This is a genomic window from Chromohalobacter sp. (genome assembly GCF_039830575.1).
GTDB lineage: Bacteria > Pseudomonadota > Gammaproteobacteria > Pseudomonadales > Halomonadaceae > Chromohalobacter > Chromohalobacter israelensis.
In genome coordinates, this window is record NZ_JBDOOX010000003.1 from 19083 (window position 1) to 33189 (window position 14107).

A 14107-nucleotide genomic window follows, 5' to 3' on the forward strand; every position below is an offset into this window, starting at 1 on the left:
GCCAATGCATTCGAGGACGCTCGCCCCAGGAAATCGTCAGGAGAGACGCCATGGCCGAATTGGGAATCTGCGCCTGCCCAGGTTGCGAAGAAGACGTCACCAGTGAGAATGCCGCGCTCAGCGAGGGCCAGGCATTCTGCTGTACCGGATGCGCCGCCGGCCATCCCGAGGGACTGCCCTGCGCCCACGAAGGCTGCCCTTGCACCGAACTCAACCGCCCCTCTTCCGGTGAACCGACGCGGGAAGGGTACTAAGCCGTGAGCCGGCGCCCCGGTGGAAGGAGGCACATATGCAAAAGCAAGCGCGCGTGGAACCCGTCTTCGACAGCGATGACCTGCAAGAGAACATCACCGGCTGGGTGGTGATCGACGAGAGCCAGCCCGACAACGAAAACGTCGTCTCCGAGCACGACACGCGGGGAGAGGCATTGCGTGCAGCCGAGCAGTTCGAGCAAGACGAGCACTGAGCCACCCCGCCCGACGCCACGCGGTCTGGATGGGAATGGCCATGCGCTCGCACTCCCACCAGGCCGCGGCATGTCGGGGTGGCAGCTCTCGCCTCTGACGGCACGCGGCAAGAACGCCTTTCGTGTCGCTCCTTGTGGAAGGCACCCCGTTCGCATCGGCAGCCAGGATGAGACTGCCGTCATCTGCTATCGACAGACATCAGTACAGGAGGTACTGACATGGCTGGAGCATTCGACAACGTCCCCCCGCCCCCTTCCGTCCGCATGGAACGGGATCCCCTCGAACTCGCCGCATTCGACGATCGCCATCGGGTAGCGCATCTGGACGCCGACAGCCCCGCACCGGGGGCCGACGCTCCCCAAGCCTGCTGCATGGCCGGGCCGACCAGCTCGGTAGCGCATCTCGGTTGCCGCCGGGAGGAGACCGTATGACGCGACTTGTCGTGATCTCCAACCGCGTTTCCGTGCCCGAACCCGGCAAGCCCCAGGCCGGCGGCCTGGCCGTCGCGATCACCGGCGCCCTCGAAGAATGCGGCGGGATGTGGTTCGGCTGGGATGGCAAGATCAGCCAAACGCCCTCCAACCACCCTGCCACCGTGCAACACGGCAACATCACCTATGCGACCCTACCGCTGTCCCGGGAGGACTACGAAGACTACTACCTGGGCTTCTCCAACGAAGTCGTCTGGCCAGTCTTTCACTTCAACCTTGGCGCCATGGACTTCCGCCTGAGTTACGCCAGGGCCTATCAACGCGTCAATGAGCGCTTTGCCGGCGTTCTAAGCACGCTGCTCGAAGGTGGCGAACTGATCTGGGTACACGATTATCACCTGATACCGCTGGGAAAGGCGCTGCGCCAACAAGGGGTTCAGGACCCGGTCGGGTTCTTCTTGCACATTCCTTTCCCCTGCTACGACTTGCTGCGCGCCTTGCCCGGCTACCGTGGCCTGCTCGACGACCTGCTGCACTACGACCTGCTCGGCTTCCAGACCGAAAACGACCTGCATGCCTTCCGACAAGCGGTGGTCGAGACCTTCGGTGCCGTGATCGTCGACGACACCATCGAGTGCAACGGCCAGCAGGTGCGCACCGGTGTCTACCCAGTGGGCGTCGACGTCGAGGAGCTGCTGGCCGAGGCCGAGCGCTCAAACGTCAACGAGCAGGCCCGCCAGCTCAAGGTGGATCTCGGCGATCGCGACCTGGTCCTCGGCGCCGACCGGCTCGACTACTCCAAGGGTCTGGTGCAACGTTTCAACGCCTTCGAGGCACTGCTCAGGGATTTCACGCACCGCCACCAGCGGACGGTCTTCATGCAGATCGCCAGCCCCTCGCGCTGCGCGATCCCCGAGTACGACGAGCTGCGCCGCCAGCTCGAGGAAATGGCCGGGCATATCAACGGCACTTATGCCGAATTCGACTGGATGCCGGTGCACTATTTCAACCAGACCTACCCTCGCGAAGTCCTGATCGGCCTGTTCCGTTCCGCCCGTGTCGGCCTGGTGACGCCCCTGCGCGATGGCATGAACCTGGTCTGCAAGGAGTTCGTCGCCGCCCAGAGCCCCGACGACCCCGGCGTGCTGGTGCTGAGCGAGCTGGCGGGCGCCGCCAACGAGTTGAGTGGTGCACTGCTGGTCAACCCGTATGACGTGAGCACCATCGTCAGCGCCATCGAACAAGCCCTGAACATGCCCCTGGACGAACGGCGCGAACGCTACCAGCAGATGATCAACGTGCTCAGGCGCAACAGCCTGCTCGAATGGCGCCGACGCTTCCTGAAGCACCTTCGCCGACAGCAACAGCAGGCCGCCTTCGGCAACTAGCCGGCGACTTGCCCTCCGAGCCTGATGCGCCGTCGGCCACAGCCGCTGGTCGACGCATGCCGGCCCTCGCCTCTGCCGCGGACGTCCGTGGCAGAGGCTCACCTCCTGCGCCACACCACGAGCGCATGTCGGGCCCAGCGGAGTGCGACATATAACCACATTTTTTATGTGGTTATTAGGTTTAGACTTGATGCATACGAAGCGCCCCGCGCTTCTCGCTTCATCTCACACCAAGGAGTCGTCCCATGCGCCGTGCCCTGCTCGTTTCCTCCCTCGCCCTCACCGCTGCGCTCGTGCCCGCCACTTCGGCGTTCGCCTACGGCGAAGGCGACTTCTACACCCGCTTCGGTGTCGCCAAGGTCGCCCCGCAAAGCGACAACGGCGACTTCGGCGCCCCGCTCGACATGCAGATCGACGCCAACGACGACAGCGGCTTCGCCTTCACGCTCGGCTATCGCTTCCACGACAAGTTCGGCGTGGAACTGCTTGCCGCGCAACGTTTCGAGCACCAGGTCGCCCTCGAGGGTGACGACCTGGCGTCCATCAAGCACCTGCCGCCGACACTGACGCTGCAGTACTACCCGCTCGGCGGCACCGATGCCCGCGTGCAGCCCTACCTCGGCGCGGGGCTCAACTACACTCACTTCTCCGACGAGCATCTCGACGGCGGCAAGCTCGACCTCGACGACAGCTGGGGCGCCGCCGCCCAGCTCGGGATCGACCTGCTGATCGACGACCACTGGGCGCTCAACGCCGCCGCCTGGTATCTGGACATCGACAGCGACGCCACCGCCACTCTCGCCGGCAACGACTACGATGCCAAGATCCACATCGACCCCATCGTCGTCATGGGCGGGCTCAGCTATCGGTTCTGAGTCGCTCGGCTAGGCGATACCCCGCACGGCGGGCTACCCTGTAAAGACACACGGATGCGACAGGAGCCCGCCAATGCATAAGCACATCGACTGGGACGCCCCCGGCAATGCCAGCGTGACCCGCCATTACGCCAGCGACAAGCAGCACGAAGTTCAGCCCCATCCCGGCATGATGCTCTCCGCCCGCTACCAGGGCATGGTGGTGCGCGTCGAGGTCGAGGCCTACCGCGAAGACGACGCCCTCAGCATCGGCAAGGTCGCCGCGCTCATCGACAGCCACGGCAAGCGTCATCAGACCCACGGCGACCTCAGCATCGGCGACTACGTCCGCCTTCCCGACGACAAGCGTGCCCTGGAGCCCGCCGTCGAGGATGAAGAGGACTGAAGGCCGCCTGGGCGATCAGCGGCAAGACCTTTGCGTCTAAAGCTTCTCTCCGCATGCCCCGTGGCGGGCTGCGCGATACTGCACGAACCCAAGACGAGACCCTAGCGACAAGATGATGCCCGAGACTCCACCGCCGCTGCCGCGTCACGACTGGGCGCTGTTCCTGGACTTCGATGGCACCCTGGTGCCCCTCGCCGATCACCCCCGTGATACCAGCGTCTCGGAGGCTCTGCGCCACCTGGTCGCCCGGCTCGCGCACGAACTCGACGGCGCAGTGGCCATCATCAGCGGTCGCCCGGTCGCCGACCTCGAAGCTCTGCTCGCCCCGCTCGACCTCCCCCTGGCCGGCGTTCACGGCCTGGAGTGGCGCGACACCTCGGGCGGTTACCACAGCGCCGTCGCACACCCCGAGCGGCTGGCCGCCTGCCGCGACGCGCTGGCCGACTTCGTCGCCGGCCACGACGGCCTGCACTACGAGGACAAGCGTGTCGCGCTGGCCCTGCACTACCGCGGCGCCCCGGAGCTTGCAGACGAATGCCGTCATTTCATGGCCGAATGGCAGCAGGCGCTGGGCGACGACGTCGAGACCGTGGCCGGCAAGTGCGTCATCGAACTGCGCCCGGCCGGCGTTCACAAGGGAACCGCCGTCGCCCGGCTGCTCGACGATCCGGTCTTCCAGGGCCGACGCCCCGTGTTCGTCGGCGACGACGTCACCGACGAGGACGCCTTTCGCGAGGTCAACGCACGCGGAGGCCTCAGCGTGCGCGTCGGCGGTGGGAAGACGGCCGCGACCTACTATCTTGAATCGGTAAAGAAGGTACTGACATGGCTGGAACACCTACCATCCCGTCCAACGTGACCGAATCGACCGATATGCCATCCACTTCGCTGGAGCTCGGGCTCATCGGCAATTGCCAGATCGGCGCCCTGATCGATACCGACGGCCGCATCGTGTGGTGCTGTCTGCCGCGCTTCGACGGCGATCCCTTCTTCTCGCGCCTGATGGACACCACCGATCGGGGCTACTTCGCCATCGAGCTGCAGGATCAGGTCGAAAGCCGCCAGTACTATCAGCGCAATACCGCGATCCTGTGCACCGAGCTCACCGACAAGTACGGCGGGCGCATCCGCATCACCGACTTCTGCCCGCGCTTTCGGCTCTATGACCGGACGTTTCGTCCCGAGATCGTGGTACGCCGCGTGAAATGCCTCTCCGGCACACCGGTGATCCGCATCCGCCTGCGCCCGACCACCGCCTATGGCGAGCGCGCGCCCGAGACCACTCACGGCAGCCATCACATTCGCTACCTCGGTCAGGGCCGAGTGACCCGGCTGACCACCGACGCCTCGATCACCCACGTGCTTCAGGAATCGCCGATCGTCCTCGAGGGCGAGCTCAATTTCGCACTCGGCCCCGACGAGAGCGTCACCGAGTCGGTCAACGCGATGTGCCAGCGTTTCGAGACCCAGACCACCACCTACTGGCAGGAATGGGCGCGCGGCCTGGCGATCCCCTTCGAATGGCAGAATGCCGTGATCCGCGCCGCCACCACCCTCAAGCTCAGCACCTTCGAAGATACCGGTGCGGTGATCGCTGCCATGACTACCTCGGTGCCCGAGGCCGCCGACACCCAGCGCAACTGGGACTACCGCTACTGCTGGCTGCGCGATGCCTATTTCGTGGTCCACGCCCTCAACCGCCTGGGCGCGACCGCGACCATGGAGAACTACCTCAACTACATCATCAACCTGGTGGTCGGCGCCGCCGAACACGAGCTGCAGCCGCTCTACGGCATCGGCGGCGAGACGCGCATCGAGGAGTACGAAGTCAGCGGGCTCGCCGGCTATCGCGGCATGGGACCGGTGCGGGTCGGCAACGCCGCCTACCATCAGGTGCAGCACGACGTCTACGGTGCCGTGGTGCTGGCCGCCAACCAGGCGTTCTTCGACGAACGACTGGCGCGCCCCGGCGACGAAGCGCTGTTCCGCCGTCTGACCATCCTCGGCGAGCAGGCCGCCAGGCTGTTCGACAAGCCCGACGCCGGTATCTGGGAGTATCGCGGTCGCGCCCGCGTGCACACCTACTCGTCCATCATGTGCTGGGCCGCCTGCGACCGTCTGGCACGCATTGCCGCGCATCTCGGGCTCGACGAGGACGCCACTCGCTGGCGCCAGCAGGCCGACCGCATGCATGACGTGATCTGCCGCGAGGCGTGGAGCGAGTCGCGCCAGGCCTTCACCGAGAGTTTCGGCGGCGACACCATGGACGCCAGTCTGCTGCTGATGCACGAGCTCGACTTCCTCGCCGCCGACGACCCGCGTTTCGTCAGCACGGTCGGGGCCATCGAGGCCGAGCTGCGCCGCGGCGACCACCTGTTCCGCTATGCCGCCGCCGACGACTTCGGCGATCCCGAGAACGCCTTCAATATCTGCACCTTCTGGTACATCGATGCGCTGTGGGCGATCGGCCGCCGCGACGAGGCTCGCCGGCTGTTCGAAAACATGCTCGAATGCCGCAACGCCCAGGGCTTGCTTTCCGAGGATCTCGACACCATCAGTCATGAACTGTGGGGCAACTTTCCGCAGACCTACAGCATGGTCGGCCTGATCAACTCGGCACTGCACCTTAGTCGAAGCTGGGAGGAAGCCGTATGACACGCCTGGTCGTAGTCTCCAATCGCGTCTCGATTCCCGAAGAAGGCAAACCCCAGGCCGGCGGCCTGGCGGTCGCCATCACCGGCGCGCTCAGCGAGCACGGTGGCCTGTGGTTCGGCTGGGATGGCCGCGTCAAGCAGGTCCCCTCGAATCGCCCCAGCGTGGTCACGCGCGACAATATCGATTACGCGACGCTGTCGCTCTCCAAGGAAGACTACGACAACTACTACCTGGGCTTCGCCAACGAAGTGCTGTGGCCGGTCTTTCACTTCAACCTCGGCGCCATGGACTTCCAGCTCGACCACGTGAAGGCCTACTCGCGGGTCAACGCTCGTTTCGCCGAGGCGCTGGTCACGCTCGTGAAGGGCGACGAGCTGATCTGGGTGCATGACTACCACCTGCTGCCGCTGGGCAAGGAACTGCGTGAGCGCGGCATCCGCCAGCCACTGGGGTTCTTCCTGCACATCCCCTTTCCCAGCTTCGACCTGCTGCGTGCGCTGCCCTGCTACCGCGAGCTGCTCGAGGACCTGCTGCATTACGACCTCGTCGGCTTTCAGACCGAAAACGACCGCCACGCCTTTCATGAGGCCCTGGTCGAGACCTTCGACGCGACCCTCGAGGGCGACAACGTCATCGACTGCCTCGGCCACCGCCTGCGCACCGGCGTCTACCCGGTCGGCATCGACGTCGATGAAGCCATCGCCGAGGCCGAGCACGCCATCACCCAGGCTCCGGCCTGCCAGTTCCAGGCCGACCTCGGCAAGCGCGACCTGATCATCGGCGCCGACCGGCTCGACTACTCCAAGGGCCTGGTGCAGCGCTTCAACGCCATCGAGACGCTGCTCACCCACTTCAAGCACCGCCGCCAACGCACCATCTTCATGCAGATCGCCAGCCCCTCGCGCAGCGCGATCCCCGAGTACGACGAGCTACGCCGCCAGCTCGAAGGCATGGCCGGGCATATCAACGGCACCTACGCCGACATCGACTGGCTGCCGGTGCACTACCTCAACCAGACCTACGCCCACGCCGACCTGATGGGCCTGTTCCGAGCCGCGCGGGTGGGCCTGGTGACCCCGCTGCGCGACGGCATGAACCTGGTCTGCAAGGAGTTCGTCGCCGCCCAGGACCCCGACGACCCCGGCGTGCTGGTGCTCAGCGACCTGGCCGGCGCCGCCCGCGAACTGAGCGGCGCCCTGCTGGTCAACCCCTACGACGTGCACGACATCACCAGCGCCATCGAACGCGCCCTGAACATGCCGCGCGACGAACGCCGCCAGCGCTACCGGGAGATGATCGACGTCCTGCGCCGCAACAGCCTGCTGACCTGGCGGCAGCGCTTCATCGACGACCTCGCCCAGCAGGCTGGTTAGGCACGAGTCCGGTCGATTGCTGGGCTGCCTGGGCGGCAGCTGACATGCAGGGTCAGGGCGCGCTGAATCTCGTTCATTTCTGAGCTGCCTGGGCGGCAGCTGACGCGGAAGCGGCGGTCGAGCGCATCCAGGAGCTTTTCTGAGCTGCCTGGGCGGCAGCTGACAAAAGACAAGATCACCAAGCCCCGTATCGATGATTTCTGAGCTGCCTGGGCGGCAGCGCACGCCCCGAGCGGCTGCTCACGTTCATCAACGATTTTCTGAGCTGCCTGGGCGGCAGCGCACCCGCGCAACGTGCCGGGCCTGCGCCTCGGCGTTTTCTGAGCTGCCTGGGCGGCAGCTGACGGGCAGCCGGCCCGTGTGGTGAACGCCAAGACTTTCTGAGCTGCCTGGGCGGCAGCTGACGCGCCCGTTGTGAGCAGCCTTCTGCGCCGCCTTTTCTGAGCTGCCTGGGCGGCAGCTGACTCGGGGTGCACTCTCCGTCGAGGATGTCGCCGTTCCTGAGCTGCCTGGGCGGCAGCTGACGACCGAGCCTCCTCGTGGTTCATGCCCAGCAATTTCTGAGCTGCCTGGGCGGCAGCTGACGCATCCGCGACTGGCTGGCTGATGAATCGCAATTTCTGAGCTGCCTGGGCGGCAGCTGACGTTGGACAAAATCCCGACCGGCTGGCCCTCGATTTCTGAGCTGCCTGGGCGGCAGCTGACTCCTCCATGAATCGCTTGAAGGTAGCCTCACCTTTCTGAGCTGCCTGGGCGGCAGCTGACCGATCGGCCTCTGTGACCATGCGCTCGGTGAATTTCTGAGCTGCCTGGGCGGCAGCTGACGTGGAGCTCAAGGATGCTACCGAAGCGCTGATTTTCTGAGCTGCCTGGGCGGCAGCTGACGGAGCACGCCACCCGGGGCTGTCGAAATGCCGTTTCTGAGCTGCCTGGGCGGCAGCTGACGGCCACGCTTACGACATCGGCGGTCAGCAGCTTTTCTGAGCTGCCTGGGCGGCAGCTGACGTGGGCGGCTTTGGCTAGGCGTTGTGCTGGCTTTTCTGAGCTGCCTGGGCGGCAGCGCACACGGCGGGCACGCGCCAGACCTCATCTTCCGATTTCTGAGCTGCCTGGGCGGCAGCTGACTCCACCGTCTACGCCTCAGCCCCAGCGGCTGATTTCTGAGCTGCCTGGGCGGCAGCTGACCTCGGTCAGCCAGTCGAAGCGGCACCGCAACATTTCTGAGCTGCCTGGGCGGCAGCTGACGCGGAGTGTTAGTCGCATTGCGGTTGCATACCTTTCTGAGCTGCCTGGGCGGCAGCTGACGAAGAAGCACTGGACTACATGCTCGACACGCTTTTCTGAGCTGCCTGGGCGGCAGCTGACTGAAAATTCTACCGCATGAGTACCCGCACGCATTTCTGAGCTGCCTGGGCGGCAGCTGACGGCGTGCAGCAGCGTCACCCCGCGCGACTGCTTTTCTGAGCTGCCTGGGCGGCAGCTGACCGCGTGCCGACATTGGTGGACGTGGCCAGGTATTTCTGAGCTGCCTGGGCGGCAGCTGACGCGATTGCTGTAGGGGTCAGCGGCTACCGCCATTTCTGAGCTGCCTGGGCGGCAGCTGACAAGACTCGCGATGCGCTGGTCAAAGCGCGGATTTTCTGAGCTGCCTGGGCGGCAGCGCACTTGGTGCCGTATGGCGATCGCCATGCGCGACATTTCTGAGCTGCCTGGGCGGCAGCGCACGGGGCCGCTGTCCGCCGCCGATCTTGACGATTTTTCTGAGCTGCCTGGGCGGCAGCGCACCGCGGCACTATCTCATTGCGCATTGCCAAGCATTTCTGAGCTGCCTGGGCGGCAGCGCACGATGGCGCGCGTCTCGGCGAGCTCGTCGTGCATTTCTGAGCTGCCTGGGCGGCAGCGCACCCCATCGCGCTGATCGGCGGTTTCGCCCTGGTTTTCTGAGCTGCCTGGGCGGCAGCGCACCACGCGCATATAACCTTGATCGGTCATCTGGCTTTCTGAGCTGCCTGGGCGGCAGCGCACAAGTTCTCACGACGCAACCCGCAGCGCGTTGATTTCTGAGCTGCCTGGGCGGCAGCGCACGTCGGCGCCGCCGGCAAGAGCTATGTGATCGATTTCTGAGCTGCCTGGGCGGCAGCGCACAGCCTGACCAACGACGCGAAGTTCGACAACAATTTCTGAGCTGCCTGGGCGGCAGCGCACATGCAGTGCGCGACGGCGTCGACCCCTCGCGTTTTCTGAGCTGCCTGGGCGGCAGCGCACCTTCTCCTCTGGCAAGGCCTCATGGGCGTTCATTTCTGAGCTGCCTGGGCGGCAGCGCACTCGTGCGCCTCTACTGCGCGGCGCAGGGTTACTTTCTGAGCTGCCTGGGCGGCAGCGCACCTGATAGGCCGCATGCAGGTAGGAGCGCACCCTTTCTGAGCTGCCTGGGCGGCAGCGCACCCCTCCGTTGTCTTTATGTGGCGGCGTGCATATTTCTGAGCTGCCTGGGCGGCAGCTGACGTGGGCGGCTTTGGCTAGGCGTTGTGCTGGCTTTTCTGAGCTGCCTGGGCGGCAGCGCACGGCCCATTCGCCCTTTGTGTGCGGCAGCAGCTTTTCTGAGCTGCCTGGGCGGCAGCGCACTTGGTCAGCGGCGCCAAGAAGTGCCTTTTCATTTTCTGAGCTGCCTGGGCGGCAGCGCACGATGCTGTTCAATGGTTTCGGCGGAGCAATGTTTTCTGAGCTGCCTGGGCGGCAGCGCACACGCCGAGCGCGCCAAGCTGTGGGGAAAAGCTTTTCTGAGCTGCCTGGGCGGCAGCGCACGTCCATTGCGTTTTCTATCTCGTCTAGAACACTTTCTGAGCTGCCTGGGCGGCAGCGCACCTTGCCCTTGCGCTTCTTGCCGTTGTGTTCCTTTTCTGAGCTGCCTGGGCGGCAGCGCACCATGGGTGAATCCGGCCCAGCGCAGACCAGGGTTTCTGAGCTGCCTGGGCGGCAGCGCACGGTGTTGCTCGACGGCTCGCCGATGCCGGACTTTTCTGAGCTGCCTGGGCGGCAGCGCACCGCTAGTCGGCATTGCCTGGGCATCGAAACGATTTCTGAGCTGCCTGGGCGGCAGCGCACGGAACGCCCCGGCCAGGGCCGGGGCACCACAATTTCTGAGCTGCCTGGGCGGCAGCGCACGCGTCATCGGGAACTGTCGGGCACCCCCGGTCTTTCTGAGCTGCCTGGGCGGCAGCGCACCGAACCTACATACATACATACGTCGAGCGCCATTTCTGAGCTGCCTGGGCGGCAGCGCACAAGATGGCTGAGCCAAAGTGGGCGCACCCTGATTTCTGAGCTGCCTGGGCGGCAGCGCACAAGATGAAGGGCCTGGCCGAGCTGATCCAAAATTTCTGAGCTGCCTGGGCGGCAGCGCACAGGCTCGCATTGAAGCCGACACGTCTCGCCTGTTTCTGAGCTGCCTGGGCGGCAGCGCACGTGCTCTTTGGCCTTGGACTCGAGCTCCAAGCTTTCTGAGCTGCCTGGGCGGCAGCGCACAAGGGCGTGGTGCAGACGCTCCAGCTCGAAATTTTCTGAGCTGCCTGGGCGGCAGCGCACGTTCGCGCTTACGACTGATGTCGGGCATGTGATTTCTGAGCTGCCTGGGCGGCAGCGCACTACCAGATCAGACACTGCGACGTTCATCAGTCTTTCTGAGCTGCCTGGGCGGCAGCGCACCGCGTCAGCAATCCTCATCGGTTGCCGTCGCTTTTCTGAGCTGCCTGGGCGGCAGCGCACTGTCACGCACGTCTCCTACGCGGCAACGATGTTTTCTGAGCTGCCTGGGCGGCAGCGCACAAATTCTTTCCGCATACGTTGTTGCTCGGTAATTTCTGAGCTGCCTGGGCGGCAGCGCACACATATCGCCGAGAGTGAACACTTCACTCATCTTTCTGAGCTGCCTGGGCGGCAGCGCACGCATACGAAGCGTATGATCGTATTCGTGTCATTTTCTGAGCTGCCTGGGCGGCAGCGCACGTGCGGAATCCACCCCACCCGGTAAGCGCGATTTTCTGAGCTGCCTGGGCGGCAGCGCACGCCCAGCAGCGCCGCAACAGTCATGCCATGCATTTCTGAGCTGCCTGGGCGGCAGCGCACCCGTCCAACGACGCGATGGCCGGACAGCATGATTTCTGAGCTGCCTGGGCGGCAGCGCACCTGTTGACTGTCACCGGCTCCACGTTCGTTACTTTCTGAGCTGCCTGGGCGGCAGCGCACTACTATCTGATTGCGACGAGGTGTCTTTTTCATTTCTGAGCTGCCTGGGCGGCAGCGCACATATACCACTCGGTCAGAGTTTACCTTGCCGATTTTCTGAGCTGCCTGGGCGGCAGCGCACGTGACGGCTTTACACGACGAGGATTCCAGATTTTTCTGAGCTGCCTGGGCGGCAGCGCACCAGTTTATGCTGCGCCTTGCCGATCAGCTAGATTTCTGAGCTGCCTGGGCGGCAGCGCACAGAAGCGCACAATGCTGTGATGAACTGGGTGCTTTCTGAGCTGCCTGGGCGGCAGCGCACTCCTCCGATAACCCAGTTGTTTTCTGTGGATTTTTCTGAGCTGCCTGGGCGGCAGCGCACGCGCTAGCGGCAAGACCATGGAATTTTTGATCGTTTCTGAGCTGCCTGGGCGGCAGCGCACCTGGTCCGCATCGCCGAGCGCCTGGAATCGCTTTTCTGAGCTGCCTGGGCGGCAGCGCACGAGAAGCGCAGCGGCCGCTATCCGGAGCCAGATTTCTGAGCTGCCTGGGCGGCAGCGCACTAGAGCTTATCACGGCTAAATATCTGATTGTTAAAGAGCATTCACCTAAAGAAAGCGCCACACCCTTTTACAGGAGGTGGCGCTAGGTTGTTGATTTAAAAGGACGCTATAGAGCCTTCTCAAAAAGGGTCAAAACCACGGCACTGTCGCTTCACGGCTCAGCCCGTAGTGATTGAAGCGCCCTGCTACTGGGGTCTCTTGCAGTTGGCCGTGTTCGATAAACAGCGCAAAGCGCTGGCCGCTGGATCGGCTGTTCACTTGCACGAACGGCAATGAGATCTTGCGCTCAGCAGGTGCCGACATGCATTGGCGCGCTTCTTCTTCGCTGATGTCGTGCCGGCGCGCGTAACGCTTGACCCGGCTAGGCCCGCCCGTATTGAACTGGCGGCGTACCACACGACGATGACTCACTTCCGCCGGAACCGGTGCAATGTCCGCCAACTCGACATGATCACGCATCCCCGCCAGCCACGGGAGCGCCATGAGCTGTTCCAGGCGATTGTGTCGAGCGTGGAGCCGAAGCCGATCCCCCGGCGTGCGCGCACGCACGCCGGTCTTGTGGTCGGGCAGGCTCACGCCGATATCATCGGCCTGCAGATCGAACAGTGCCCGATGGAGCTTGCTGTAAAGCGCATTCATCAGCATTGCTGCCGGAAACTCCGGGTCGGGGCGCAGCCGAATATCGAGATAATGATCCATGGCTTACCCCGCTTCGCCGAAGACACCACCGCGAATCAAGGTCGCCATCACGAAGTGCTGTTGCGGGGTATCCGGCACTTGGTCCTTGATCATCCAGTTATCCAGCAGCGAGTAGAAATCCACCTTTTGCTTGGGCTGGCGGTAAGCGCTGCCCTGAGTGGTCACGGAGCCATAAGGCTCGACGGCGATGGGCCCGAGGTCACTGCCATCTTCCGGCGCCGGGTACCAGGTATCGATGGTGCGGATGGCATTGCCCAGCTTCTGGGAGTGGATGGCGGCCACGTCGCCAACGCTATAAAGCGTCTTGCTTTTATCGCCCCGCCCGCGCTCCAGAATCAGCTCTTGCGATGGGAAAACTTCCTGCCCGTTACCCACATGCGCAAAGGCGATGACTTCCAGAATCAAATGACGCTCGCCCGCGAGGGCATCTGCAATATCCTGAGCCAACTCCGAGGTTTGCGTATCACTGTCAAAACCGCGGAGTGACAAACTCAGTGCATCGAATGTCCATTCTTTGGCGACGTGGCCCTTTTCCATGCGCCGAATGCGCACCTCGACTTGCTCGGCGCCGACACGGTTACGCCACAAAAAGCGCCCATTCGCCAGATTGTGGGCATAACGCCGGGCCAGTTCACCAAACCCATGCGTCTTCACATAGTCCGCAACGGCCTGTTGTAACTTGGCTTGATAGTCGGCGTTGTTGCACGCCGACGGGGTTCCCGCGCCGCCAAGCACTCGCAACGTAAAACGTGCCATCAGCGTATCGGTATCATGGGGCAAGGTGGCGACATCAACGGTCTGGAGGTTTGGGTTCTCGATTGCAGCATCGAGCTTCGCAGGATCTTGCTCTTTGGCCTTGAGGCGGTTGGAGATCGTACCGCGTACCGACTTTTCACGAACCGACACCGCCTGCCAGTCTTCCAGCGCATCACGCTGCGACCATTGCCCGGCATAGAGCAATGCATCGGAGGGGTCTAGCTTGCGTTCGAAGGCAAGAACGGAGGCAGTTTTCAAAGCATCATCTTTCTTAGCCATTGTTGGGCTCCT

Annotated in this window: 11 protein-coding genes and 1 CRISPR repeat array; of the genes, 9 read left to right on the forward strand and 2 right to left on the reverse strand. The window is 64.0% G+C overall.

Translation table 11 applies throughout. The annotated features are described in order from the left end of the window. The first annotated feature begins 50 nt into the window (after positions 1 to 50). The 9 genes from ABGX75_RS01075 to ABGX75_RS01115 all read left to right on the forward strand — a co-directional run bounded on the left by ABGX75_RS01075 (position 51) and on the right by ABGX75_RS01115 (position 7574). A complete protein-coding gene (locus ABGX75_RS01075; protein ID WP_347410897.1) occupies positions 51 to 254 on the forward strand; it encodes a hypothetical protein in 204 nt (67 codons plus the stop codon). 35 nt (positions 255 to 289) lie between these two features. Next, complete coding sequence (locus ABGX75_RS01080; protein ID WP_164915595.1) at positions 290 to 466, forward strand: hypothetical protein; 177 nt, start codon at positions 290 to 292, stop codon at positions 464 to 466. 219 nt (positions 467 to 685) lie between these two features. Continuing rightward, positions 686 to 898: a hypothetical protein gene (locus ABGX75_RS01085; RefSeq protein ID WP_347410896.1), complete on the forward strand. Its 213-nt coding sequence runs from the start codon at positions 686 to 688 to the stop codon at positions 896 to 898. Then, positions 895 to 2286 carry a trehalose-6-phosphate synthase gene (locus ABGX75_RS01090; RefSeq protein ID WP_347410895.1) on the forward strand — a complete coding sequence of 464 codons (1392 nt, stop codon included), beginning with the start codon at positions 895 to 897 and terminating at the stop codon, positions 2284 to 2286. The genes ABGX75_RS01085 and ABGX75_RS01090 overlap by 4 nt, the downstream gene beginning before the upstream one ends. A gap of 245 nt (positions 2287 to 2531) precedes the next feature. Further along, the gene (locus ABGX75_RS01095; protein WP_347410894.1) at positions 2532 to 3161 is read left to right on the forward strand and encodes an OmpW family outer membrane protein; all 630 of its coding nucleotides are present in this window, start codon (positions 2532 to 2534) and stop codon (positions 3159 to 3161) included. Between the two features lie 73 nt (positions 3162 to 3234). After that, on the forward strand, positions 3235 to 3546 hold the full coding sequence (locus ABGX75_RS01100; RefSeq protein ID WP_011505547.1) for a hypothetical protein: 312 nt from the start codon (positions 3235 to 3237) through the stop codon (positions 3544 to 3546). 115 nt (positions 3547 to 3661) lie between these two features. Beyond that, positions 3662 to 4405 (forward strand): trehalose-phosphatase, encoded by a 744-nt coding sequence (otsB, locus tag ABGX75_RS01105; RefSeq protein WP_347410893.1) that lies wholly within the window; start codon positions 3662 to 3664, stop codon positions 4403 to 4405. Next, positions 4372 to 6201 carry a glycoside hydrolase family 15 protein gene (locus ABGX75_RS01110; protein WP_347410892.1) on the forward strand — a complete coding sequence of 610 codons (1830 nt, stop codon included), beginning with the start codon at positions 4372 to 4374 and terminating at the stop codon, positions 6199 to 6201. Before otsB ends, ABGX75_RS01110 begins: the two co-directional genes overlap by 34 nt. Then, positions 6198 to 7574, forward strand: coding sequence for a trehalose-6-phosphate synthase (locus ABGX75_RS01115; protein ID WP_287124389.1), 1377 nt, complete (start codon positions 6198 to 6200; stop codon positions 7572 to 7574). Before ABGX75_RS01110 ends, ABGX75_RS01115 begins: the two co-directional genes overlap by 4 nt. Before the next feature lie 16 nt (positions 7575 to 7590). After that, a CRISPR array of direct repeats spans positions 7591 to 12361; the repeat unit is 24 nt; unit sequence TTTCTGAGCTGCCTGGGCGGCAGC. A gap of 129 nt (positions 12362 to 12490) precedes the next feature. Here ABGX75_RS01115 and cas6f read toward each other — a convergent pair. Together cas6f and csy3 are read right to left on the reverse strand one after the other, a co-directional pair. Next, positions 12491 to 13060: a type I-F CRISPR-associated endoribonuclease Cas6/Csy4 gene (gene cas6f / locus ABGX75_RS01120; protein WP_347410891.1), complete on the reverse strand. Its 570-nt coding sequence runs from the start codon at positions 13058 to 13060 to the stop codon at positions 12491 to 12493. A 3-nt stretch (positions 13061 to 13063) separates the two neighbouring features. Next, positions 13064 to 14095, reverse strand: coding sequence for a type I-F CRISPR-associated protein Csy3 (gene csy3 / locus ABGX75_RS01125; protein ID WP_128689684.1), 1032 nt, complete (start codon positions 14093 to 14095; stop codon positions 13064 to 13066). Positions 14096 to 14107 lie beyond the last annotated feature (12 nt).